The following is a 25,693-nucleotide window of genomic DNA, read 5'->3' as shown; positions in this document are numbered from 1 at the left end:
TAAATATAAAAAGTATCATAATTTTGTTTATTTATTGTTTTTTAATGCAGAGCCAAATATCGATAATTTAAATGATGTGGGTTGAATATAGCTCGTTCCTAAACGAGTCTACTATTAAACGTCAGTATTTATTTTTATTGCAACTCTTAATAAACGAGAGCTTAACTCAATATTTTGAGAAAGAGTGTTATAGCTATTAACAATAAATTTTAGTTTAGTGCCTTTTTTATGAAGTTGGATCATAGCTAAATGACCATTAGTTAATGAGTCATCTGCAACAATAACGACACCGCTAAGTTTAGTTTGGGTCAGTTGTTGAAGTTTTAGCTCTGTATTGGGGCCAAAGTAGATCATATCGCAACACTTCAATGCGTCTTCTATGTTATTGATAGAATATATTGTTATTTTATTTTTTAAAAAATACGATTCTTCAATTAATGTAAAATATTTTTGAATATCTTTTTCAGCGAAAACTCCAATGGTGTTTGCTTCATTTTTATTTGACCAATTTGTATATTTAAAAAACTGATAAAGGTATGCGGCTTTCACTTGGTAGGCTTGTTCATTATTAGCATATAAAGTAGAACTAAATAAAAGAGAGTTAATAAACAGTAAGAAGAATATTTTTATTCTCATAATGTTATCTCCCAACTTAAATTGATTTGTTCATTTTTTTGTAATTGAATGCCTCGTATATTTTGCCAAATAGGTTTTACATAAGACACTGAAATTTTGTTTCGATATGGTAATAACCATGATACCCCTACATTAATATTTAAATTTTTACCGCCGTAATTATTGGTGTTAGCGGTGGGAACTATGTTTGAATTTAAGCGTTCATCAAAGCCACTTATGCTGTTTTGCCACATATAATTAATATGTGCGTCTAAACTCATAATATTGGTTAAAGAATAAAGGTAAGTTAGGTTTGCTGAAAAACTATCTCCAACTTTATAATTGGCTTCGTTGGTATTTATAGGAGATTGAGCGAAAAAATTAGCACTTACAATATAGTTCTGTTGGCTTAAAGTGTAGTCCATCCCTAGCTTTAATTGATAACTTCCTTGGCCTAATTGCATGGCATAAGGTAACTGTACGTAACCTAAAGGTGTTGTTCCTTTTTCATCAATACTACCTGTAGGAATGATGAATGAGGTATGCATTATCCAATGATTTTTTCCGTTATGACTTTCGTTGAATAAATAATTTAATGTAATGGCACTATCGCCAATGCCCTGAGACTGAGTGGTGAACTCTTGTTTCATTCTCGTTACATGTTTCATCGACATATCCATGAAATGAGTCATAAAAGCAAAAGTTAAATTATCTGAATAGGCATACATAGCATGGAACATTGTCATTCTCATTGACATGTGAGTGGGCGATACCATGTACTGAGATAATGTATCGTTTATTGATATGTTTTTTGTCTCACGACCTAAAGAGTCCATTTCTGAGTAACTTTGATATAACGCGAACATCATGTCATTTTTTTGATGAATATGAGTATCTAAAACTGTCCCTGGAAATACATCTATTTCGCCTAACTCTTCTAGTGAAAGAGAGGTTAAATCTTGTGCTTTAATTGGGTTTGAAATAAGAAGGAAGAGTAGACACAAAAATAAGGATAGATGTTTATTCATTATCTAAAGTTTCCTTTTTATCATTACTATTGGATGTTTTTGTGAACCATTCGTGAATAAATAATTCAAATTCTGGGATTCTAATGGGTTTTGAGCACCAGTAACCTTGCCCTATGTCAGTTCCCATTGTGGCAAGGAGTTCTAACTGATTATGTGTTTCTATACCTTCGGCAATAACTTTCATTCCTAAACCTTGTGCCATAGCTATTATTGCTTTTACTATGGTTTCATTACGAAGGTCGCTTTCAAAATTATTAATAAAGCTACGATCTATTTTCAGTGCTTGTACAGGGAATTTACTTAAATATTGAAGTGATGAATAACCAGTGCCAAAGTCATCAATAGACATTAAAAATCCCATTTCTTTTATTTGATTAAGGATTTCTGTGGCTTTAGATTCTGATTTTAATAAAATTGATTCTGTTAATTCTAGCTCTAACTTTTCAATAGGAAAATTATAGCAATTCGTTAAAATCTTTAATTCTTTTAACAATTTATCTTCATCAAATTGAACGGCTGAAACGTTAACGGCAATATTTATATGAGCTAAATTGGTATCTTTCCAACGCTCTAAGGTTGCTGCTACTTGATGTAAAACCCAATTACCAATTTCTTCAATTAAGCCGCTATCTTCGGCTAAAGGAATAAACTCTACAGGCGAAATAAAACCATGTTGTGGATGTTCCCATCGTATAAGAGCTTCTGCAGATTCTATATGTAATGTTTTGATATCAAATTTAGGCTGTAAGGTAATATATAACTCATTATTTTCAATCGCGGTGGCAAGTGCATACCTCAATTTTGATTGACGATCTGCTATTTTTCCCCACTCACTTTTAAAAAATAGGTAAGGTGTTTTTTTGTCTTTTTTAGCTCGGTACATAGCAAGATCTGCGTTAGTCATCAGCTCTTCAGCCGTTAAACCATCGTCAGGGTAATAAGCAATACCAATACTTGATGAAGGGAGCAGCTTATGATTTTCTATTAATAGTGGCTTTGAAACTTCTTCAAATAAACGTTCGGTTACTGCTGCTACTTCTTTTCTAGTACCGCATTGTTCTAGTAGAACAATAAATTCGTCTCCACCTAGTCGGGCAACAGTATCAATATTTCTCAGTGGAAGGGTTAATCCTTTGGCAAATGAAATTAAGACTTCATCTCCTACTTTATGTCCTAAGGTATCATTAATGTTTTTAAAGTCGTCTACATCAATAAAAACAATAGCGAAATTGTATTTGTTTCGTTTAGACGCTTTTAAACACTGGTTTAAACGATCGTTAAACATTCGTCTATTGGGTAAGTCTGTTAAGCTATCGTAGTGAGCTAAATATCGTAGTTCATCTTCTATACTTTGGCGTTGAGATAGCTGTGAAAAGGTGCCAAGATAGTTTATGTTTTTCCCTTTGCTAACAGGAATAAGCGACAGCCACATGGGAGGCTCTTCTTTATTCGCTGTTAAGAAACGTAGTTCACCTTCCCAATTGTGTTTTTTCAATATTGAGTTTTTGATGTGATCAAAAAAATATCGGTCATGGTATTTTTTATCAAAAAATTGCTCTAAGTGTTTGCCGTGAGGTTTAATATTGGTATGTTGACTAAAAGCGTTGTTGGCCGCTTGAATAATAAAACTTGAATCAATAACGACAACAGGGTCTTGAGTTTTTTGAAAGATTGCAGAAAGTAACTCGTTTTCTTGGGCGGCTTTTCTTTGTTCATGTATATCAACTATAGTACCGATAATACTGGTCGGATGGCCTACCTGATCGTAGGATAACAACCCATGTATATTGACCCATCGAAATGAGTTTTCGGTACATTTAATTCTACATTCTATTTTAAAGCCTTTGATATTTGCTAATAGCAGTTCTTTAATGTTGTGAAAAATTTTAGATCTATCTTTACGATCAAAACGTTTTAACCAGGTTATATAGTGGCTTTGATCATCATTGAGTGAGTTGTTAAAAGGAATGGTAATATCTTTAGTCTGTTGAATTATGGCTTGAGTTGTATAATCACTCGTAATAATACTTAATCTAGGATCAAACTCCCATATCCCTTCGCCACTGCTTTTTAACGCTATTTCTAACTTCTCTTTGTTACGTTGAAGTTCATATTCTCTATTTTCTAATTGCTCTAACATGGAATTTAAGCCATTAACAATGGTGTCCATTTCACTTATGTTAGAGCTTTCTACTCTGCGGTTAAAATTTTGTGTTTGTCTTATTTCTTTAAATACATGAACAACATTGGATATAGCAACGGTAATAGGCGAGGGAAGTCGTTTACTTAAAAGGTAGGCTATGAATAAGCTTAATACGCTTAATACGAGTAAGATAAAAAATATTTTAATAAGATTGAATTGTTGATCTGATAAATCGACCCATAAGGTAAGTGTTCCTAAAGTTACCTTTTCTTCGATAATATCAATTTTAACCATGTATGCGTCACGAAGTTTTTTTTGTTTTATAAATGTTCTTTCGGCTAGTACTTGACCGTTTTTTTTATTGATTTGTGCTTTTATGATCCTTTTGTCTATGTTTAAAATATTTAATGTATTTGTGGCTTCTTCTTCATCATTAAACAGTAATGTAGGAATACTATAGCTAGCAACCAATGACGATATATTTTTAATGTTTTGACGAAAAATTCTATCAGTATTCAAGTACTCTAAAGTTAAAACCGCAATAAAGAGTAAAAGCAAACAGAGCATTAATGCTCTTAGTACAACACTTTGAATATTATGTTTGATAGACTGCTGACGTGGCTTCAAATAACTAACCTTTTTAAATATATAAAATCAAGACCTATATAAAAGGTCATTTTATATAGGTAACCTGAACTTTGGTTAAGCAATTTATCAATATGCAGACTACTTTAATTTGTAGTGTTAATAGTCTGCACTTTCCCTTTTATGATGTTTTAAATTGATTAACGAGTGTTTTAATTTGTTCAGATAATTGAGTGGTATATTGGCTGTTATGTGCTGTTTCTTGTGAGCCTTGCACTGTGAACTCAATTTGTTGATTAATATTGTCTACATTAGCTTTAATTTCATCAATGGTTTCATTTTGCTTTTCAGTTGAGGAAGCAATTTCTGCGTTTACATGCATGATGGAAGCTACAGAAGTGGTTATTTTATCTAGCGACTCTCCTGTTTCTTTTGTGTTGTTTACACAAGCTATTGTACGGTTTTTACTTTCTTGCATTACTTCAACCGCTTTTTTTGCACCAACTTGTAGTTTTTCAATCATGGTTTGAATTTCTGAAGTTGAATCTTGAGTACGCTGAGCTAGGGTACGAACTTCATCAGCAACTACTGCAAAACCTCTACCTTGTTCACCTGCTCTTGCTGCTTCAATAGCTGCATTTAATGCGAGTAAGTTTGTTTGATCTGCAATTCCTCGTATAACATCGAGCACAGAGCCAATGTTGTCAGTATCAAGTGCTAATGTATCTATAACATGGGAAGCATTTTCAATGTCGGTATCTAATAGATTGATGTTATTCATGGCTTGATCAACTACTTTTAAACCGTCTGATGCGGCTTCATTCGATGTGTTTGCGAGTTCTACTCCTTGCGAAGCATTAACTGCAACTTGTTGAACGGCAGGTAAAATTTCTTCGAGTAAATGGAGTAACTGTTCAATCCCTTTTTTCTGTTCGATAATAGCTTGATCTGTTTGCGATACTGTTGAACTTAACTGAACGGAAGAGGTTGATATTTCATTAATAGCGTCTCGTAATTCAACCACAACGTTTTGAATATGGTTTGCAAAAAGGTTAAAACCACGACCTAATGAGGTCAATTCGTCGTTACCGTCTTCATCCAATCGTTTACTCAAATCACCATCACCTTCACCAATATTTAGCATAGCCGAAGTAGCGAATTGCAGAGGCTTAAATAAAGTATGATTTATATAAAACATTAATGCTATTACAAGCCCAGCCACAATGAGTTGAATAACTAGGTTTATATTTAACCAAAAAGACGCTTCTTTTTGAGAGTTAATTAGCTCATTTGATGTGCGGTTATCGAGATTGAAGAAAAACTTATCAACTGGGGCCATTATTTTATTCACTTCTTGGTGATAAGCTTTATCAAAAACAATACGTAATGCAAAGTTATTGACACTTTCGTTGGGAAGAGGAGAATATGGGCCTTCAACTATTTTTCCTGTTTTAATAGACTCCATAGCTTGAGTTTCTGTTTCTATTAAAGCGTTTGAATTATTACTTGCTTCATCTAATAAAGCGAATTCAGTGCTAGAGAAATTTAACTCGCGCATTATTTCACTTTGTTTTTTCTTTTTACCTCTATATAAATTTATATCAACATGATCTGGTCTTGCTATATCACCATTACGCCATTTTACAATATTCCAATAGGCATCTAGGTGTTCTTTATTTCCCGTAGCCACATAAGAGCGACATAGTCGAGTAAGGTCCATCGAGGTTTGTCTAAATTCATCCGCAATTAAATACGATAAATAACGGTTCTTACTGTTTTGTGTTTGAATGGAGTTTTTTTGAGTTGATATGTTTTCTGCAGCAATGCCACCAAGAAGTAATACGATAATTGAAATCAGTATTGCCAGCAGGCGAGTTTTTATTGTCATGTACATTCCTTAAAAAACCAGAATCTAAAAGGGTTATTATTTATTTATTTTTTAATATCAATAGTTAAAGACTATAGTCCGTATTTATTATTTTTCCCAATAAAATAGAATAAATTGAATATAGAGGTGAATATTTTTTAGATATCTTCGGGTAGGATAAGTATATAATTGATTTTTAAGTGATTAGTTGGTTTTTGATTTTAAAAATCAGTACATTATCAATGCAACAACGATTATGAATAAAAGAAATATAGCAATAAAATTTTAACAAATAAGGTAATAAAAACATTACTACCTTATTGGGGAATAGCTCATTTTTTAACGAGCGTGTGCAGTGTGACGTTTAACCAATAAATCGTTATATACTTTTATTGATAATATGATTGAAGATAAAATAAACGTGATCATGTTAGCAACTATCATAGCGCTGTCTTCTTTAATTATTCCATATACTAACCAAAAACCAACACCCACCGTAAAAATACTATACATAGCTAAAGATAATGATGCTGTATCACGTGTTTTTATCACTTGTATTGCTTGAGGAAGAAAAGAAAATGTTGTTAAAAATGCTGATGTAAATCCTAAAATTTCGATATTAGTCATACGTGACCCCTCAAATAAAATATGTATATATTACAATGTAAAAAACTTGCTAGTAAGTTAACTAATTTATGATGTTATTCTAATGTGTAATAGAATATTGTTTTATGGGTTAATCTATCTTATATTTGTCCAAAACTATCATTGTGTGAAAAAGGAGCATATATGACAGAGTGGCTAGATGTATTAGAAATTGGTCCTGAGTGTAACGAACGCTTTGTTGAATGTAATAAAGTACCTGAGTTAGAAAAGCTCGAAATAAAGTTGTGTGGCGTTTCTTTTTTATCTGGTAAATATTGTGTGGGCAGGGCTGATCCTATGTGCCATACCATATTTTATGTTGTTGATGGTTCGTTAGAGCTACATACTGAAAAAGGCCGACAAACCATAGATAAAGGCCATTTAGTCACGCTTCCGGCTCATAAGCCTTTTTTAATAGAATTACAGTCTGAAAACTTTTCGATGGTATGGTTTGATTTAAATGATTGCCTACATTGGCGAACGTTATGTGAAAACCGTCCTTCGGTGGCATTGTGTGAAAGTGGTAGGCAAATTTTTCATATATTAAGTTTTATCTATTATGAGCGTTCGAGTAGGTTACGACAGTCTTCAGTGAAGCAGCTTGAATATTATTTAGATGAAACCTTAGGTGCTGAATCTTTAGTTGCCTCAGAACATCAAAAACTTGCTCAACTGATACGCGATATTGAAAAAAAATTGCATTTCAATTGGACTGTAGAAGACATGAGTAAAATTATTCATTACTCATCACCGCATTTATATCGTCTATTTCAAAAGCATTTTACGAGAAGTCCTATTCAGCATTTGATATTTTTACGTATGGAGCGAGCAAAATATTTATTAAAAAATACCACGTGGTCTATTGAACAAATAGCAGAACAAGTAGGTTACAAAGACGTATTTAATTTTTCAAAACGCTTTAAAAAATCTATAGGTTCACCCCCAGGAGCTTTTCGAAAAACTGAGCTTATTTAGTCCTAGTTTGGGTTACTGAACTTAAAAACACCAATCACGTAATGGGAGTGTTGCAGCACCTACTGCTACAGGGTTAGTAACAACATCAGCACATACAATTTTAGGTTGTGGTCTTTTTTCTCCGCGACGAAATTGAGCGTAAACATCAATGCGGGGAATGATTTTTTCTGCGAGTTTTTTAGGAATATGCCCACCAATAATAATTGCTTGGGTATCTAACAAGGCTGAACTACAAGTCGCAACAAGATCAAAGGAGTCTTGCACTTTATATATCCATTCATCTACACCTGGCCATTGAGGATCGTACGTTTCGTTTAAGCTATAAATAGACGGTATCTCAACTCCATTTTTAAGTAAAATACGACGAAATAGCTCTAAGTTGGGGTGGCTATATAGTTTAGGTGGTAGCATATCGCCTAGCTCTCCAGCATTGCCGTATGTACCTTTTAATATATCGAGGTTGTTAATTAATCCACCACCAAAAGCAGAAGAAATAAATAAATACACAAAGTTTTTATACTCTTTTCCTTTACCTACAATTCCTTCTCCTGCTGCAGCACCAGTACCATCGTTTACTACCCATGTCGGTAAATTAAAAGTATCGGCGACTATTTTGGCTATGTTAATTTGTGCCCACTCTTCTAGGGCATGATGGGTGTTCATCTTTCCATCCATAGAGCTGAAAAAGCCTGATATTCCTACACCTATGCCTAATATGCGTTCATACGGTATTTTATACTGTAGTGATAGTTCATCAATTAGCAGACTTACATTTTTTAAAACGTGTTTTATGCTCATATCTTCCATTTCTATTAATTGTGTGCCTACCACTTCACCTTTAAAGTTCATTACGGTAATGGCAATAGCATTTAATAAAATAGAAAGACCAAAGGTATATGCGTAATTAGGATTAGGTTCTAAGTTCGTACCTGGTTTACCGCGAGATGAAGAGCTGATAGTGTCGGTTTGATTTAATGCGCCAAGATCAATGAGTGATTTAACCATACGAGACATAGTTTGTTGGGGGATTTTAGTCACTTCAGCTATTTGGCTTTGGGTGACGTTTTCATTCCAAAAAACGTGCTTCAATACTGCGCGTTCGTTATGTTGAAAAAGCTTATCTCCTTTACCTAGGGTAAAGCTTGATCTAAGCAAGTCTTTATTATTGTAAGCTAGCATTCAAGTAACCATAATTTGTGTTATGTCATAGGCTGTTATTAAAACATCTTTTTTAGAATAAGTTAAAACCTTTGATGGTTTGTTTTAACTAATCAAGTATTGCTATCTGATTTATCTCAATAGACGTGTTTTAGGTCAATATGCCTATTGAGATGGCTGGTGCTTTTGAGGTTAGGGGGTTATTGTTCTTAACACTTCTAAACAAGCGCCTAAAGAGTGATAGTCGCATTTTGCTCCAGCGCTACTTTTTTCATTAGACATTTTTTTATTATCACGAGTTAACACTCTAAACCATGCGCCATAGGTATGGTCGATCATGTGATCCCAGCTATATTGCCACAGTTTATTGTAATGAGTTAAATAGACTTCTTCACCTGTTGCTTTATGTAACATGGCGGCAGCGGCAAAGCTTTCTGATTGTACCCAAAAGTATTTGTCGTCGTCGCACCAATCTCCTTCAGGATCAAAACCGTAAATGAGTCCGCCGTGAGTTTCATCCCATGCAACATCCATAGCTTTATCGAATAATACTTTTGCTTTGTCAACTAACCAAGCAGTCGGTTTGTGACGGTTAAGCATTAATAATAGCTTTGTCCATTCGGTTTGGTGACCTGGCTGAAATCCCCAAGGACGATATAAGTTTTTAGGATCGTTTTTGTTGTATTCCCAATCAGGAGAAAAGTCGGTTTTATAATGCTCCCAAATCAAACCATTGGTATAACTTGCTTGACGTTGAGCTATATTTTCTGCAATTAGAAAAGCTCTATCTAAAAATAATTTATTATGGGTTGCTTCATAAGCGGCAATCATAGCTTCACATAAATGCATATTGGCATTTTGACCACGATAGTTATTAAGTTCGCCATGTATGTTAATTTCATCGGCGTATAAACCAAATTCAGGCTGCCAAAAGCGTTGTTCTAATAACTGATAAGTTTTTAATAATGGCTCATCGGTTGTTATAATATTGGCTTTTTTAGCAGCGGCATAGGCTAATAAAACAAATGCGTAACCATAGGCTTGTTGTGTCATATCAAGAGGCTGATGATTTTCTAAAGTCCACGCATAGGTTTGGCTTTTTTCTTGCCAATGGACTTGTTCTAGGTAATCAAGGCCATGCTTTGCAATTGTAAAGTATTCAGGTTTATTAAGAGCTATTCCTGCCATCGCATAGTTAACAATAATACGGGTACTACTGACTAATTGACGAAAACGCCCATTAAACACGTCGCCATTATCGTAAAAATTCTGATAATAACCACCGGTTTGATCAACAACGCTATTATCATAAAAATCAAGAATAGATTGGCTATGTTGTGTTAAAAATTCAGAGCTATAAAAATTCATATTCGGCCTTTTTATTTACGATTTATTATCGAATGAGTTTAATTGCCAACTTGAAGATACATCATCAAATATTGGGAGTGCTGGGAATGCGCCGGGTTTAGTAACGGCATGCGCACCACAAGCTGCTGCAAAGTTGATTAAAGGAATGATTGAGTTTAATGAAGTTAGATGTTGTTTGGCTGGGCTTGTTTGACTAATCTTGTTTAAGCCAAATAAAAAGCCTCCAATAAAAGCATCACCACCTGCGGTTGTATCTACAGCGTTTACACGTGGTGGATTTACTGTTCCGCTGTGCATACCACTATAATAATGAATAGTGTCGGGGCCGTCGGTAATGAGTATAAGCAATACACCTTGAGCCATTAAAGAATCAATATAAGTTTGTTGATCACCTTGGGCGAGAAAATCTAACTCGTCTTTTGAATATTTTAATACATGAGCCTGTTCAGCCAAGGCATTAACACGTTCAATATTTATCGATTCATTTACCCATAAGTTATGGCGTAAATTAACATCGAAGCTAATCGTTAACCCTTTACTTTTAGCCATAGTTACAGCAAATTGTGTGGTTTCGGTAATATATTCATTGGTTAACGTATTACTACAAAAATGAAAGATAGAAGAGTGAGTAAACCAGTTTTCATCTACTTGAGAAGGTTTAAACAATAAGTCAGCCGTAGCTTCTCTGAAAAAAGTAAAACTTCTATCGCCTTCTTCATCGAGTGTCACAAAAGCAAGAGCCGTTTTTGCGGTGGGATGACGAGACATTAATCGAGTGTCTACTTGATAACAAGTAAGTGCTTGCTCTAAAAAATCACCGAAAGTGTCTTTACCTACTTGCCCTGCAAATAAAGACTTTCCACCTAACCGTGCTATGGCTACCGCAACATTTGCTGGCGCGCCTCCGGGATATTGTCGAAACTCATTTAGCCACAAAGGCTTTTCTTCAAATCGACTAATATTTAAAAAATCGATAAGAGCTTCACCAAAACAAATGACTGATTTCATTAGTCTATCTCTCTTTATACTTTATAAAAACCAATGTAATGCGATGGCCGCAGTCCATGAAAAATCGTCACCACCACAGCCGACACCAGTTTCGCTATTGAAATATTCAAAGTAACCAAACTTTGTTAATAGCTCTTCTGATTCTGTTTTTAATTGTGCGCTTTCTTCGATTAAACCATAACTGTCTGCGCCTAATGCGATCATCCAATTAATATGTAGCCATACTGGTCCGCGCCAATATCTTTGTGGTTCAAACGCTTCGCATTTAGCATAGGTTGAAGACATGCAGTACTTTGTTTCATTTAACCAATCATTTAATAAAGGTTTTAATACATTTATTTGTTCTGCTGAAGCAAGTTCGGCATAAATAACGAGCATGGTGCCAGTGGTTAATATAGGAGATAACTTTTGAGTGATCACATCTTTATTTAAGAAGCTTTTATGTTCTTCACTCCAAAGGGTATTAATCCCTTTTTCTGTTAATGTTAATTGCTCATTAAACCAAGTGACTTCTTGTTTATTTGTGTTTGCGTGTTTGCAAAGAAAAATGAGATCTTTAGTTGCTTTATGGAGTATCGTAATAATACCTAAATCGTTGACTTTATATGGGCAGTTTTTATAAATAGCTTCACTATCAAAGTTCGAGTTTTTGAAAAAATCAACAAGGTAAATGTAACGGTCATACTGTTCGGCATGAGGGCGTTCCTCAGAATCAACATGATCAAGATCTTTACGCTTATATTTATAAGTAACAGGTGGTACAGCTGCTAAGCTTTCATCCCAGGCTGGGCTGTTATCCATGCCTGACTCCCATGGATGATAACTCACAACAAGGCCTGTGTTTTCAGGATCTCGGTCGTTATACCACCATTGATGATAAGCGATAAGTTTAGGTAATATTTCTGTTAGTTTACTTTCAGCTAAGGCTTTATCTGTTGCTTGCTCAACCATTATTTTAACAATACTAACAAGTACTGGAGGTTGTGATATTGCCGTTGTTGGAATGTCATTTTTAACCCCCCAAACATCAGGGCCTGGGAAATAGGTATCTACAGGTTTATGGAAAACGATATGTGGCACCATACCATTATCCCATTGACCTTTTAGTAGCATTTCAATTTCAAGCCAAGCACGACTTTCATCAAATTTCATCCAGCCTAGTGCGGTAATAGCGGCATCCCAATTCCATTGAAAAGGATATAAGTCATGTGTAGGTACGGTGTATCCATCTACATTATTACGCTTCAAAATCTCTTTTGCTTTCTCTATTAATACTTTTTTATCTGTCATTTTTATACTCTCTTTAAATACAAATAACTCGTTATGGGTATTAAATCATCAAATGGGATTGAATATCAAGACAAATAAAACCTATTTTGGGTTGAAATGAGAAAAACTATATGTTTTACTGTAGTGAGTAATTAATAAACAAGCAAAAGTCAGTTAGCTAAATTTGAAGTAATACTTATTTTTATATGCACTATATTTAATTGAGTTAACAATAATTATGCTTTTTATAAATGACTAAACATGAAGTTTAAAAAATTTAAATATCAACATGTTATAACGGGGAAATAAAAATGAAATTAAATCTATTATCTAAAGTCATAATGGTTGCTCTAGCTACATCGTCTACATCTACATGGGCTGCTGAAGAAAAAGTAAAAGAAGCCGGAAATAAAAAAGTAGAAAATACCGAAGTTATTCTTATTACTGGTTCAAGCGTTCAACGTACAGAAGCGGATACTCCAGCAAAAACAACGTGGTTTACTAACGAAGATATTGCTAAAAAAGGCTTTACTAGCCAAGCTGATATTTTAATGAGTGTTCCAGGAATAAAAGTTGAAGGCGGTGGTGGTGAAGTTGCTACGAACGCTTTTGTTCGTGGTTTACCTTCTGGCGGACAATTTCAATTTACTCCATTAAATTATGATGGTATGCCTGCATTTCAATCAGGTCTTACATCTACAGCACAAGATGTTTATTATCGCCCAGATATAGGTATTGAGCGTGTTGAATTTGTAGGAGGTGGTGTTTCCAACTTATTTGGCCCCGGCTCAGTTGCAGGTATTATTAATTACATCTCTAAAACCGGCTCAGACGACCCAGAAAGCACTGTGCAATTAGAAGTTGCTGAAGATGGCCGTTTAAGAACAGACTTTTTTACTAGCGGAGCTTTATCAAGTAAAGACAATCTATATTACGCTATGTCAGGCTTTTATCGTTATGATGAAGGGCCATTAGATTCTGGTTTACCTACTAAAGGTTATCAATTACGCGGCAACATTTTAAAAGAATTTAATGATGGTTTTTTCAAAATTTCCGGTCAAATGATAAACGATAAAGTACAGTTTTTCTTACCATTACCTCTAGATGGAGAAAGCCGAGAAAGATTAACCGGTAACAATGGCTCTACTGTTTATGTAGGGCAGACTGTTAGTGCTGCAGAATTATCATACCCAACAGCTGATGGTAAATATGAATCAACTATTAGAGATGGTGTTTCTACTGAAGGTGGCTCTATTGGTATTGAATTCCAAAAAGATTTAAACGATACCTGGACCTTAAACGCTAAAGCAAAAGTTGCTGATTATGAGCATACGTTTAATTTATTTTTAGACGGTGATGGTGTGACTAATTCGCCAGAATCACTCACTGGTTATGCTACAAATCCTGACCATGGCTTTGATTTTACTGATAATGACGTAGACGATAAAGTTTCTTTAACTGATTTATATGGTACGCCAAGTTATACATGGGCTGAAACAGGTAAAGCTGTTCCAAGCGATTATTCTTTATTTGGTAACCGATTATTAGATCGTCAACGCGATGGTAACTTTTTTAGTACGGAATTTAATATTACCGGTACGTTAGAAGGCGGCGGCTTTGATCATACTGTAAACATAGGTACGTTTTTTATTCATGCGGAACAAATGGATTACAACATTATTTCTAGTTATTTAGCTGACTTTAGTGATGGAAAAAGTGCTCGTTTAGTGGATTTATCGTTTACTGATAACTTAGGTAATACGGTTCAGTATGCTAAAAATGGCGTTACAGGGCCAGGTACTAGCTATACCAATAAGCGTTTAAGCTCTAAACGTGCAGCAATATATATTACAGATCAAATGGAAAATGATAATTGGGCATTTGATATAGGTATGAGACTTGAACGTGCTGAAGGTACTCAAAAATCAGAAGGCAGTACAAGCGTTATAGTGAATGACGATGTTAGTTTAGCGCCCAATTTACAAGTTAATACTACAGGTAATGGTCGCTTTTTATATGGAGAAGTAGGGACAACGGAAGCTGCATTTTCTGCAGCTGCTTTATATAAATTGAATGATACTGTTAATTTGTATGGTAATGCTTCAAAAGGTTACTTCTTTCCACAAATACGTAGTATTAAGTTTAACGAAAATGGCGAACCGCAAAGCTACGAAGGTGAAGATATCACGCTAGCGGCTTTAGGTATTAAGTACTTCCCTGATAACTTATATATTGATGCATCAATCTTTATGGCTAATTTAGATAATCGACGCAATGTAGATTTTGTTAATAATGGTAGCGGTGGTATTGATGAACAACTCAGTATTTTATCTACCGAAACAGTAGGGGCTGAAATTATTGGTCGCTGGAATATTTCTGATGAACTTTTACTCGACGGTAATATCACTTATCAAGACGCTAGTTTCTCTGAAGGAGATGCGAGTATTCTTGATAAAGAACCTAGTAGACAACCTGATTTTACAGGTAACTTAGGTTTAACTTATAACAATGGAGTAGTTGATGCGCGTATTGCCGTAAGTTACTTTGGAGCTGCTTTTGCTAATAACAGTAATACCGTTGAATTAGATAGCCATAGTATTGTGAGATTAGATGCAGGGTATACATGGGAGCTAGCAAATGATCAACAAATTCGTTTAGGTGTAGGTGTATTTAACTTATTTGATAGTGACGGTGTAACAGAAGGTTCTCCTCGTCAAGGGAATAGTCAAGTATCTGATGCAACTTTCTTTGTAGGTAGACCTATTTTACCTCGTAGAGTTAGCATTACCGCAAGATATGACTTTTAATCAATCTTAAGTCATGCAAGCAGAAGGCAATATATAAATGTATTGCCTTTCTTAACGCTATTTGATGTGCATATGCATAATGTAAATATATAACTTATTGTTATTTTTTACTTAATTTACTTTTGGCTAAGGTTGCAACTCCATGAATACTTTTGATTATGGCATTATTGCTATTTACCTAGTTTTACTGATTTTTATGGGATTTAAGCTTAGGGGACAATCAACTAAATCTGATTATTTCTTAGGTGGTAGAACGCTAGGCTGGAAGCCTTTAACGTTATCTGTAATGGCTACACAGCTTTCCGCCATTAGCTTTGTTTCAGCTCCCGCTTTTGTTGGTATGAGAGAGGGAGGCGGAATGCAGTGGCTTTCGTATGAATTAGCGGTACCGCTAGCAATGATTTTGGTATTGTCTACCGTATTGCCTGTGCTTTATCGTTCTGGGGTTGTTAGTATTTACGATTACCTAGAGCAACGCTTTGGGCGTTCTTCTCGATTAGTTATTAGTTTTGTTTTTCAATTTAGTCGTGCATTTTCTACCGGTATTATGATTTACGCAGTGTCACTTATTCTTATTGCCACTATGGGAATAACTCTTTGGCAATCAATTATATTAGTAGGTGTTATTACCTTACTTTATTCTTTACAAGGGGGAATGAAAGCCGTTGTTTATGGTGACGCTATTCAAATGATTATTATTGTGCTGGGAACTATTGCTTGTATTTATTTTGGCTTAACTCACTTAGGGGGGATTGATAGTTTTTTACAAAACGTGGATCAGTCTCGTCTACAAGCCATTAACTTCTCTTCTTACGGTGTGGAAGGTGATGGTTTTGGTTTTTTACCTATGGTGTTTGGCGGTATTGTTTTGTATGCATCTTATTATGGCTGTGACCAAACTCAAACACAGCGAGCACTTTCGGCAAAAGATCCTAACCAACTTAAAAAAATGATGATGGCGAATGGTTTCTTACGTTTTCCTGTAACTCTACTTTATTGTTTTTCAGGCTTAATTATAGGCACCTTAGCTTTATCTGATGCTAGCTTTGCAGAGCTTATACCGGAAGGTAAAAGCGACATGATGATGCCTGTTTTTATTATTAATTATCTACCTCACGGCATAATAGGGATTTTAATTGTTGCTATTTTAGCAGCGGCAATGTCATCGTTAAGCTCAACTATTAATTCATTATCAGCAGTTACTGTAGAAGATTATTGCCGTATTACAGACAAAAAGCCTGATGATGAAACTTACATGAAATATGCAAAGTATACATCGATTCTTTGGGGCGTAGTTACCTTAACGCTTTCTTTGTATGCTGGTGATATAGCTGCCACGGTTATTGAAGCTATTAACAAAGTGGGTTCTGTTTTTTATGGGCCTATCTTAGCTATTTTCTTATTAGCTGTTTTTGATAAGCGCTTATGTGCTTTACAGATTAATATTGGCTTGCTTGCTGGTGTCGCATTTAATATTTATCTCTGGTTATGCGTACCTGAACTGTTTTGGTTTTGGTGGAATTTGGTTGGATTACTTGTAACCTGTGTTGTCGCTTATGGAATATTACTTTTTAGTAAAACAGAACGTATGCCGTATAACCCTTCTTTAACGTCTTTGTCTGATACACCGGCTATTTTATCAAGAAAAGATATTGCTATTTTAGTGGCTTATTTCTTCGTAATGATTGCTATTTGTTTATCAATTCCGTCGTTATTAAGTTAATTTTTAATAGGGAGCTGAACGACTCTCTGTTTTTATTTTATGTGTGTAAAACAATGAAAACTAAAAAATTTTTACAAAACTTATTTGAAATTGCTGTAAACGAAAGTCTCCCGTCGGTATGTATGCCAAAACATCTTGAAAATATTGATGCCAGTAACGGTTTATGCGTAATAGGAGCGGGGAAAGCCGCTGTTGATATGGCAAATACTATGCATCAGTTCTTTGGAGAAAAATGTTATGGAACGGTAGTGACTCGTCATGGCTATACCAATAACTTAAGTATTGGCCGTATTAAAATATTAACGGCAGGTCATCCTATTCCTGATGAAGGAAGTATTGAAGCAGGTAAAGAAATTTTAGCTTTAGCTCATAGCGTACCGAAAGATGTTCCCGTTGTGTTTTTAATTTCAGGTGGCGGCTCTGCTTTACTTTCGTTACCTATTGAGGGCGTTAGCTTTGCAGAGAAAATGCAGATCAATAAATTTTTACTTGCTTCTGGTGCTTCTATTGACGAAATTAATTGTGTAAGAAAACAACTGTCTCAAATAAAAGGCGGGAAATTAGCAGAGGCTGTTAAAGGTGAGTTTTATACCTTAATTATTTCTGATGTGGTTGGAGATGATCCTGCAACTATAGCTTCTGGCCCAACGATTAAAGATAATACAACGGGTGAACAAGCGCTTAATGTATTAACTAAATATCATTGGCAACCCATTGCTTCAGTCGAAAAGGCGTTGCTTGCTGAACAAGTTAAAGAAGGTATCTCTGCCCAATCAATATTTCCAGAGCCTATTAAAAACTTTACTATTATGGCAAATGCTCGACAGTCAATTGATAAGGCTATTGCGAGTGTTGACTTAGCAAAATGGAAAATTAAAGTTCTTAATTATGATGAAATAGGCGATGCCAATAAAGTGGCCGCAGAACATGCAAAAATCGCTTTAAAAACGCAAATGTTGAATGAACCCACATTACTTTTTTCTGGCGGAGAGCTTACTGTTACTTTAGATAAAGAAGCCGGACATGGCGGACCTAATCAACAGTACATGCTTGCGTTGGCTAAAGAGTTACAAGGTGCTAAAGGTATATCAGCTTTAGCGTGTGATACTGATGGGGTTGACGGAAATCAAGATGTTGCTGGCGCTTTTATTGATGAAACCACGATAAAACGAGCACAAGATAAGGGGTTATTACTTGAGTCTTATTTAAAGAAAAATAATAGCTTTAACTTTTTTGAACCACTAGGGGATTTAATTATTACAGGGCCCACACATACGAATGTGAACGACTTTAGGGTTATTATGATTGAGCCTGTTAATTAGGTTGAGCTGAATTTATTTGTGTATTTTTTATGTTATTGGGTATTATTTATGCTCAATAACCGATTTTCTCATGATAACTTTAGGTTCAAAGATATTTTGAATCTCAATATTTTTCTGGTTATACACGGTTTTAAGGACTAATTTAGCCGCCATTTTCCCCATATCACTTACTGGGTTATCTATGGTGGTTAACTTAGGGTATAAGTAGTTTGCAAAAATAACATTATCAAACCCCATTATTGACAAGTCTTTAGGAAGTTCATAACCATGCTCTCGTGCATACTTCATCGCACCTGATGCCATTTCATCGTTGGCACAAACTAAAGCTGAAAATGAACGCTTATTATCAATAAAGTGTTTTAGTCCTGCGCTTCCACCTGTTTCTTTATAGTCTCCCACAAAAAATAAGTTTTCATCAAAAGCTATATTTTTTTCAGCCAATGCTTTTTTATGACCAATAAGACGATTAACCGAGTCAGCTTTATATTGGTGACCTGTAATGTACGCAATATCAGTGTGGCCTTGCGCTAAAACGGCTTGGGTTGCTAAGTAACCACCTAAACAATTGTCTATACTAATACAATGATCTTTAAGTTCGCTTACATAGCGACTCATTAAATAGATTGGTACAGTACCTTTACTTAATTCTATTAAAAACTCATCTGAAACGGCTTCAACATGTAAAATAAGTGCGTCGCAATTTCTACTTAATAGAAACTCGATACCGTCTTTTTCTTTTTCTTCTTCACTGTGACCTGTAGTAATAATAACGTGTTTACCCGCTGCTCTTAATTCTGACTCTATACCTGCCATCATATGACCAAAAATAGGACCATGAAGTTCGGCTACAAGAATACCAACACTGTTTGAGCGATTTGATGCAAGAGATTGAGCGATAGAGTTAGGCCGATAGCCTAATTCATTCATGGCATTTTCAACTTTTTCTCGTGTTTTATCACTAACACGAGTGTTTTTATTTAAAACGCGAGATACCGTTGCTAAAGATACACCTGCAAGTTCAGAAACTTGGTAAATAGTTGCCATGTTTTTCCATTGTTATTATTAGTCCTCTTGTTAGGAGGTAAGCTGTTTGACTTAAAAAACTATAAATTAATTTTATCTTTCGTATTTTACCATGGTTTTTCTTAAATAGATCCGAAGGTTAAAGTTTATCTCTTTAATTTTCTACTCTACGTCGCATGAGTTCAGAGCCAATTAAGGCATTTTGCTGGCTTGTTAATGGATATAAAACCATAAGGCCTGCTGCAATAAAAGCAAAACTGGCGGGGATCCAACTCATTAATAATTGCATGCCTGGTAAAGACTGATCAATTGTTGATACATCCATACCGTTATAGCCGTAACTTGCTAGTACAACGAGTACCAGTGCACCGGCAAAACCGCCACCCGTTTTTTGTACGAAAGTGCCCGCGGAATAAATTAATCCTGTGGCTCTTCTTTTGTTTTTCCATTCTGAATAATCGGCTGAATCACCTAGCATAGTAAAAAATAATGTTGGCATCATGGCTGCAAAAAATTCAGCTGAACAACCTAAAACAAAAATAGCGGTAATATTACCTTGGGGTATCCAATAAAAGGCGCCAGTTAAAAGGCCACTCAGTATAAGTGAAATAATAAATACTTTCTTTTTACCTAGCCACTTTGATAAATGTTCTGTAGCTAATGCTCCTAAAATAGAAACAACAAGTAAAGCGACAAAGTATTGACCAGCCATAAGTTCATCACCTACATGATATTTAAAGTAGTAGGCGATAACTCCATATTTTATGCCGTTAAACATCATGGTTAAAAAACCCATACCAAGAAGAATTAACCAAGGTTTATTGGTTAACAAATCAACCATGTCACGTTGGGTTCCTGTCATGTTTTCAGGCGTATTATTAATGAGTTTTTTGATGACAAGAGCCATAGCTGTCATTACTACGACAAAAAATATACCGCTGTATATTTCGCGGTAATAAAAAAACAAAGTCATTGATAATAAAGGTAAAATGATAAAAGGTAGGTTTTTGGTTAAATCCCAAAGCTCTGTTTTTAAATTAGAGTTTGGATCAATGGGAGCTTCAACGCGCTCTTTGGTGGTAGCAAATGTAATCACCATCAAAGCAATAAGTAACGATGCAAATACGTACATAGTATATTGATAGCCTTGAGCATCGTTGCCATTACCAAAGTAAGCGACTAGTTCAGGCAGAAATCCCATCACTAAAAGGCCTCCTAAAAATGCCCCTGCAAATCTAAAGCCTGATAAACTTGTTCTTTCTATATCGCTATCTGTCATTACGCCCATTAAGGCAGAGTAGGGTACGTTGTTTAATGTGTAAGCTAAGGTTAAACCTATATAAGTAAAGTAGGCATAAACTAATTTGCCATTATCGCTAAAGTTAGGAGTGGTAAAACATAACACCATAAATAAGCCAAGTACGGGAGTAGACCATAAAATCCATGGTCTAAATTTACCCCAGCGAGTATTTGTTCTGTCGGCGATCATACCCATTACAATATCCGTAACACCGTCAGATAATCTAACCACTAAAAATAGCATGGCTGCAGCAGCAGCAGTAAGTCCAAACGTGTCAGTATAAAATACGGCTAGATAGGCTAATGCTCCGCGCCATACTAAATTAGCTGCAGCATCACCCATGGCGTAACCGACTTTTTCATAGAATGGCAGTTTGGTCATATTGATTATCTTATTGTTGTTAGTTTATGGTAAACGATGAAGCTTAACTTCATCGCATCTGATTATTGATAATAACGGATAATAATTTAACTTTTTAACTATCTATTAGATATCAAATTTTTAAAGGCATGTCCGCTGGCTTTAATGGTTCTTTTTTGTGTTTCATAGTCAACATGCACAATACCAAAGCGTTTTAAGTAACCTTCTGCCCATTCAAAATTGTCCATTAAACTCCAAGCAAAATAACCGTCAATGGTAATACCGTCTTTAATTGCTTGGTCTACTACGGTTAAATGTTGTTGGTAATAGTTAACCCTATCAAAATCATCTACTTGGCCGTTTTCTATTATATCTGCCATAGCTGCACCGTTTTCGGTGATGTAAACAGGTGGCAGTTTATAGGTTTCGTTAAGTGACGTAAGTAGCTTGTTGAGTGCTTGTGGATATATTTCCCAACCAATATCAGTTCTAGGTGATGGAGGAGCTAATTGAATAAAATGTTCAGTGTCGTCAGCCTTGTATATAGCACGCGTATAAAAGTTAATACCTAAGAAATCAATTGGATGAGAAATTATCTCCATGTCTCCGGCTAATATATCTGGACGATTTTCTTCAGGTAAGTTGTGTAATATTTCCGGATAAGCCCCATCAAATATTGGCTTTGCGTACCATTGGTTAAAGTAATCATCAGCAAATTTCGTTACTTTAATATCTTCTTCTTTTTCACTAGCGGGGTAGCAAGGCGTAAAGTTAAGTACAATGCCGTTGAGAGCATCTGGACAGTTTTTGTTGAGTTTTTCCATAGCTAAACCATGGCCTAATAATAAATGATGTGCGGCTTTTCTTCCGTTCCCTTGACCTATTTTACCTGGGGCATGTACACCAATTTCATACCCTAAATAGGCACTACAAAAGGGTTCGTTTAGGGTCGCAAAAGAGTGAACTTTATGACCAATCGCCTGTGTTATTTTGTCTGCGTATTCAGCAAATTCGAAAGCTGTTTCACGGTTTAGCCAACCGCCATTATCTTCAAGGTGTTGCGGTAAATCCCAATGGTATAGCGTTACAAAGGCTTTGATATTTTTTTGCTCTAAGCGTTCTAGAATATTCAGGTAATAATTTACACCTTCTTGATTTAATTCCCCATTTTTATGTATAACTCTGGGCCAAGAAATTGAAAATCGGTATGCATCTACGCCTAAAGAATCAATCAAATCTAAATCTTCTTCCCATAAATTAAAGTGATCACAGGCCGTTGTTCCATCAGAGCCGTCAGCTACTTTATTTGGGGTTGCACAGAATGTGTCCCAAATACAGGGTAATCTTGAATCGATACCTCCTTCTATTTGAAATGAAGCTGTTGCTACACCAAAGGTGAAAGAAGGTGTCAACATTTTAGAATTTTCGGGTAAAGATAGTTTTCTCATTTTACGTCCAAGAAATAGTAGAAGAATTTAGTTCTGTTATTTTTATTGAATTTTAGTTATTCAATGTTTTAACGGTTTATCAAATTGCTATTATTTAAAATATAACTATGAAAGCGCTTACATTTAGGTTAGTGTTTTATACCTAAAAGGTCAATAAGTTTTATTTAATTTACTAACTACAAATGATTTACTCTTTATTGGAGTTAGGGATAAATCTATATTTTTCTTTTAGTTATAACGACTAATAACTATTTTCTAAATATTCTAGGTTTCTTTATGAAAAAATATAATTCTACATTAGTGTTAAGTCTTACCTTGTCACTCTTTATTCAGGGGTGTAACAGCATTGAACAAAATAAAACAGTGGATCAATCTTTACAGCAGGTTAAAGCTTCGAATGACCATAATAACAATACACTTTGGCCAAAATTAGCCTATGAAGTAAAAACGGATCCTCAATTAGAGCGTAAGGTAAAAGCTTTAGTTGATAGTATGACGTTAGAGCAAAAAGTTGCTCAAATGATACAACCTGAAATTAGAGATATTACCGTAGAAGATATGCGTAAATATGGCTTTGGTTCATATTTAAATGGTGGCGGCTCTTTTCCAAACGGTAACAAACATTCAACACCAAGTGATTGGATAAAGCTTGCTGAGGATATGTATCAAGCGTCAGTTGATGACAGTTTAGACGGTATTAATATTCCAACTATGTGGGGAACTGATGCAGTTCATGGCCATAACAATGTTATTGGCGCTACTTTGTTTCCTCATAATATTGGTTTAGGTGCCGCTAATAACCCTGATTTAATTGAGAATATTGCAGCAATCACAGCTAAAGAGGTTATGGTAACGGGTATTGATTGGGTGTTCGCACCAACAGTTGCCGTGGTACGTGATGATCGTTGGGGAAGAACTTACGAAGGCTATTCTGAAGATCCTGACATAGTTAAAATTTATGCAGCGTCTATTGTAAAAGGTTTACAAGGTCACGCAGATAAAGATTTTTTAGGTGATACTCGGGTTATTAGTACCGTTAAGCACTTTTTAGGTGATGGAGGAACCGTTGGCGGAGATGATCAAGGTGATAACATTGATTCAGAAGAAGAGCTTTTTAAACTTCACGCGCAAGGGTATATCGGCGGATTAGCTGCGGGCTCTCAGTCTGTAATGGCTTCTTTTAATAGCTGGCATGGTAAAAAAAATCACGGCAGCAAGTATTTATTGAATGATGTACTAAAAGAAAAAATGGGCTTCGACGGCTTTGTTGTTGGTGACTGGAATGGCCACGGACAAGTTAAAGGTTGCTCAAATGAAAGTTGTGCTCAAGCTGTAAATGCAGGGTTAGATATCTTTATGGTACCTACTTCTGCATGGAAGCCTTTGCTTGAAAATACGATTGCTCAAGTTAAAGCAGGTGAAATTTTAGCTTCTCGTATTGATGATGCAGTTAGTCGTATTTTACGCGTTAAGCTAAGAGCAGGATTATTCGATAAACCTAGCCCAGCTAATAGAGCATTGTCTGGAAAAACAGAGTTAATAGGTGCGAAAGAGCATCGTGCGGTAGCAAGAGATGCTGTGCGTCAGTCACTGGTTTTATTGAAAAACAAAAATAATATTTTACCCCTTTCTCCTAAGCAACATATTTTAGTGGCGGGAGATGGTGCTAATAATATAACAAAACAATCAGGTGGCTGGACGGTAACTTGGCAAGGTACACAAAATACCAATGCTGAGTTTCCGGGCGGAACTTCTATTTACCAAGGAATATCAGAGCAAGTAAAAGCAGCGGGTGGCGCAACTACATTAAGTATTGATGGGCAATATTCACAAAAACCCGATGTTGCGATTGTTGTTTTTGGAGAAGATCCTTATGCAGAAGGCCATGGTGATAGAGCAAACGTAGAGTTTCAGTTAGGAGAGAAAAAAGACTTAGCATTACTGAAGTCATTTCAATCAAAGGGAATACCCGTTGTTGCATTATTTATTAGTGGTAGACCAATGTGGGTAAATTCAGAAATAAACGCCTCAGACGCGTTTGTAGCTGTTTGGTTGCCGGGTTCTGAAGGGCAAGGCGTTGCTGATGTTATATTAAAGTCAGCTGATGATAATATTCAGTATGACTTTACCGGAAAGCTTTCATTTTCTTGGCCTAAACTACCTAATCAAACAGCTATAAACAGACATGATGCTATTTATGATCCGTTACTACCTTATGGCTTTGGTTTGAGCTATGGCGAGAAAAATGTGTTAGCTGACGATTTGAATGAAACGTTTAAGTGGAATACTTCAGAAACTATTGTTCGTGAAATATACACTGGAGCGATGCACAAGCCTTGGTTGTTGTGGTTATTGTCTGGTAATAAGCAAATTGAAGTGAATGCCAATTCACATACGTTGCAGGGATTAAAATACCGAACAATCGATCGTATTGTTCAAGAAGATGCTATGCAAATTGAATTAGACGGAAAGCAACAGTCAGGTATTATGATTGCAAGTAAAAGTAGTTTTAGGGAAGACTTTCGACCTGATTTAGCCCAAGGCTCGGCACTTAAATTTATGGTAAAAACCACAGGAAAAATTACGCAAGCATTAACTTTGTCTATGGAATGTGAAGGCGAAGACAGCTGCGGCGCATCTTTGGATATTAAAGATACATTAAATGAACTAACGCCCGACACATGGGAAACCGTCTCAATTGATTTAACTTGCTTTAGCAAAGCTGGTATGAAAATGGGCGATTTAGTTGTACCGTTTAAGCTTATGCCTCAAGGTAAAGTGTCGTTAGGGTTAGCTAATATAAGAATTGAACCAGTCAATGATGATAAGTTAACAATAGGCTGTCATTAATTTTTTATTGGATTTACTAGAGGCTGTTGATCGCGGCGCAAGGAGTGAGCATAGTTATTCTATGTAAACTCCTTGCAACAACGAGCAAGAAGCATTTAAAGGGATCCTTAGGACAGCCGTTATTCACTATTTCTATTACGTTATCGCCTAGTAAAGTAGAATAACGACGAAACATATGCTCGGCCTTGTATAAAAGGCT

General features: G+C 35.5%; 17 protein-coding genes. 5 read left to right on the top strand and 12 right to left on the bottom strand.

The window, feature by feature from the left end; all coding sequences use genetic code 11:
* Positions 1-114: 114 nt before the first annotated feature.
* From B0X80_RS12405 to B0X80_RS12385, 5 genes are all read right to left on the bottom strand, one after another.
* Positions 115-636, bottom strand: coding sequence for a YfiR family protein (locus B0X80_RS12405; protein ID WP_077340713.1), 522 nt, complete (start codon positions 634-636; stop codon positions 115-117).
* The gene (locus B0X80_RS12400; RefSeq protein ID WP_077340711.1) at positions 633-1,643 is read right to left on the bottom strand and encodes a transporter; all 1,011 of its coding nucleotides are present in this window, start codon (positions 1,641-1,643) and stop codon (positions 633-635) included. Before B0X80_RS12400 ends, B0X80_RS12405 begins: the two co-directional genes overlap by 4 nt.
* Complete coding sequence (locus tag B0X80_RS12395) at positions 1,636-4,413, bottom strand: EAL domain-containing protein (protein ID WP_077340709.1); 2,778 nt, start codon at positions 4,411-4,413, stop codon at positions 1,636-1,638. Before B0X80_RS12395 ends, B0X80_RS12400 begins: the two co-directional genes overlap by 8 nt.
* A gap of 139 nt (positions 4,414-4,552) precedes the next feature.
* Entirely contained in the window at positions 4,553-6,259 is a 1,707-nt protein-coding gene (locus tag B0X80_RS12390) for a methyl-accepting chemotaxis protein (protein ID WP_077340707.1), read from the bottom strand.
* A gap of 318 nt (positions 6,260-6,577) precedes the next feature.
* Complete coding sequence (locus B0X80_RS12385; RefSeq protein ID WP_076419335.1) at positions 6,578-6,865, bottom strand: SemiSWEET transporter; 288 nt, start codon at positions 6,863-6,865, stop codon at positions 6,578-6,580.
* Positions 6,866-7,027: 162 nt separating this feature from the next.
* Here B0X80_RS12385 and B0X80_RS12380 point away from each other — a divergent pair, with 162 nt between their 5' ends.
* Complete coding sequence (locus B0X80_RS12380; protein WP_077340705.1) at positions 7,028-7,858, top strand: helix-turn-helix transcriptional regulator; 831 nt, start codon at positions 7,028-7,030, stop codon at positions 7,856-7,858.
* Positions 7,859-7,879: 21 nt separating this feature from the next.
* On the opposite strand, the gene B0X80_RS12375 is transcribed toward B0X80_RS12380, so the two are convergent.
* From B0X80_RS12375 to B0X80_RS12360, 4 genes are all read right to left on the bottom strand, one after another.
* Entirely contained in the window at positions 7,880-9,037 is a 1,158-nt protein-coding gene (locus B0X80_RS12375) for an ROK family transcriptional regulator (RefSeq protein WP_077340702.1), read from the bottom strand.
* A gap of 171 nt (positions 9,038-9,208) precedes the next feature.
* A complete protein-coding gene (locus B0X80_RS12370) occupies positions 9,209-10,384 on the bottom strand; it encodes an AGE family epimerase/isomerase (protein WP_077340700.1) in 1,176 nt (391 codons plus the stop codon).
* Between the two features lie 15 nt (positions 10,385-10,399).
* Positions 10,400-11,392 carry a carbohydrate kinase family protein gene (locus B0X80_RS12365; protein ID WP_077340698.1) on the bottom strand — a complete coding sequence of 331 codons (993 nt, stop codon included), beginning with the start codon at positions 11,390-11,392 and terminating at the stop codon, positions 10,400-10,402.
* A 21-nt stretch (positions 11,393-11,413) separates the two neighbouring features.
* A complete protein-coding gene (locus B0X80_RS12360) occupies positions 11,414-12,682 on the bottom strand; it encodes an MGH1-like glycoside hydrolase domain-containing protein (RefSeq protein WP_077340696.1) in 1,269 nt (422 codons plus the stop codon).
* A 290-nt stretch (positions 12,683-12,972) separates the two neighbouring features.
* On the opposite strand from B0X80_RS12360, the gene B0X80_RS12355 reads away from it, so the two are divergent.
* From B0X80_RS12355 to B0X80_RS12345, 3 genes are all read left to right on the top strand, one after another.
* On the top strand, positions 12,973-15,468 hold the full coding sequence (locus B0X80_RS12355; RefSeq protein ID WP_077340694.1) for a TonB-dependent receptor domain-containing protein: 2,496 nt from the start codon (positions 12,973-12,975) through the stop codon (positions 15,466-15,468).
* A 142-nt stretch (positions 15,469-15,610) separates the two neighbouring features.
* Positions 15,611-17,191, top strand: coding sequence for a sodium:solute symporter family protein (locus B0X80_RS12350; protein WP_077340692.1), 1,581 nt, complete (start codon positions 15,611-15,613; stop codon positions 17,189-17,191).
* 53 nt (positions 17,192-17,244) lie between these two features.
* Positions 17,245-18,513: a glycerate kinase type-2 family protein gene (locus tag B0X80_RS12345; protein WP_077340690.1), complete on the top strand. Its 1,269-nt coding sequence runs from the start codon at positions 17,245-17,247 to the stop codon at positions 18,511-18,513.
* A gap of 42 nt (positions 18,514-18,555) precedes the next feature.
* On the opposite strand, the gene B0X80_RS12340 is transcribed toward B0X80_RS12345, so the two are convergent.
* The 3 genes from B0X80_RS12340 to B0X80_RS12330 all read right to left on the bottom strand — a co-directional run bounded on the left by B0X80_RS12340 (position 18,556) and on the right by B0X80_RS12330 (position 22,644).
* On the bottom strand, positions 18,556-19,557 hold the full coding sequence (locus B0X80_RS12340) for a LacI family DNA-binding transcriptional regulator (RefSeq protein WP_077340688.1): 1,002 nt from the start codon (positions 19,555-19,557) through the stop codon (positions 18,556-18,558).
* A gap of 133 nt (positions 19,558-19,690) precedes the next feature.
* Positions 19,691-21,217: an MFS transporter gene (locus tag B0X80_RS12335; RefSeq protein ID WP_077340686.1), complete on the bottom strand. Its 1,527-nt coding sequence runs from the start codon at positions 21,215-21,217 to the stop codon at positions 19,691-19,693.
* Positions 21,218-21,315: 98 nt separating this feature from the next.
* A complete protein-coding gene (locus B0X80_RS12330) occupies positions 21,316-22,644 on the bottom strand; it encodes a GH1 family beta-glucosidase (protein ID WP_077340684.1) in 1,329 nt (442 codons plus the stop codon).
* A gap of 276 nt (positions 22,645-22,920) precedes the next feature.
* On the opposite strand from B0X80_RS12330, the gene B0X80_RS12325 reads away from it, so the two are divergent.
* On the top strand, positions 22,921-25,494 hold the full coding sequence (locus tag B0X80_RS12325; RefSeq protein ID WP_077340682.1) for a glycoside hydrolase family 3 protein: 2,574 nt from the start codon (positions 22,921-22,923) through the stop codon (positions 25,492-25,494).
* Positions 25,495-25,693: the final 199 nt, after the last annotated feature.

The organism is Pseudocolwellia agarivorans (assembly GCF_002000085.1).
Taxonomy (GTDB): Bacteria; Pseudomonadota; Gammaproteobacteria; order Enterobacterales; family Alteromonadaceae; genus Pseudocolwellia; species Pseudocolwellia agarivorans.
Note: the sequence above shows the minus strand (reverse complement) of the source record. Positions and strands in the feature narration are given on the sequence as shown.

Bases quoted from the DNA above. Each gene is read 5' to 3' on its own strand.
- B0X80_RS12400 (WP_077340711.1), bottom strand. From the start codon at position 1,643: ATGAATAAACATCTATCCTTATTTTTGTGTCTACTCTTCCTTCTTATT.
- B0X80_RS12380 (WP_077340705.1), top strand. From the start codon at position 7,028: ATGACAGAGTGGCTAGATGTATTAGAAATTGGTCCTGAGTGTAACGAA.
- B0X80_RS12385 (WP_076419335.1), bottom strand. From the start codon at position 6,865: ATGACTAATATCGAAATTTTAGGATTTACATCAGCATTTTTAACAACA.
- B0X80_RS12325 (WP_077340682.1), top strand. From the start codon at position 22,921: ATGAAAAAATATAATTCTACATTAGTGTTAAGTCTTACCTTGTCACTC.
- B0X80_RS12360 (WP_077340696.1), bottom strand. From the start codon at position 12,682: ATGACAGATAAAAAAGTATTAATAGAGAAAGCAAAAGAGATTTTGAAG.
- B0X80_RS12370 (WP_077340700.1), bottom strand. From the start codon at position 10,384: ATGAATTTTTATAGCTCTGAATTTTTAACACAACATAGCCAATCTATT.
- B0X80_RS12355 (WP_077340694.1), top strand. From the start codon at position 12,973: ATGAAATTAAATCTATTATCTAAAGTCATAATGGTTGCTCTAGCTACA.
- B0X80_RS12335 (WP_077340686.1), bottom strand. From the start codon at position 21,217: ATGACCAAACTGCCATTCTATGAAAAAGTCGGTTACGCCATGGGTGAT.
- B0X80_RS12345 (WP_077340690.1), top strand. From the start codon at position 17,245: ATGAAAACTAAAAAATTTTTACAAAACTTATTTGAAATTGCTGTAAAC.
- B0X80_RS12405 (WP_077340713.1), bottom strand. From the start codon at position 636: ATGAGAATAAAAATATTCTTCTTACTGTTTATTAACTCTCTTTTATTT.
- B0X80_RS12375 (WP_077340702.1), bottom strand. From the start codon at position 9,037: ATGCTAGCTTACAATAATAAAGACTTGCTTAGATCAAGCTTTACCCTA.
- B0X80_RS12350 (WP_077340692.1), top strand. From the start codon at position 15,611: ATGAATACTTTTGATTATGGCATTATTGCTATTTACCTAGTTTTACTG.
- B0X80_RS12340 (WP_077340688.1), bottom strand. From the start codon at position 19,557: ATGGCAACTATTTACCAAGTTTCTGAACTTGCAGGTGTATCTTTAGCA.
- B0X80_RS12365 (WP_077340698.1), bottom strand. From the start codon at position 11,392: ATGAAATCAGTCATTTGTTTTGGTGAAGCTCTTATCGATTTTTTAAAT.
- B0X80_RS12390 (WP_077340707.1), bottom strand. From the start codon at position 6,259: ATGACAATAAAAACTCGCCTGCTGGCAATACTGATTTCAATTATCGTA.
- B0X80_RS12330 (WP_077340684.1), bottom strand. From the start codon at position 22,644: ATGAGAAAACTATCTTTACCCGAAAATTCTAAAATGTTGACACCTTCT.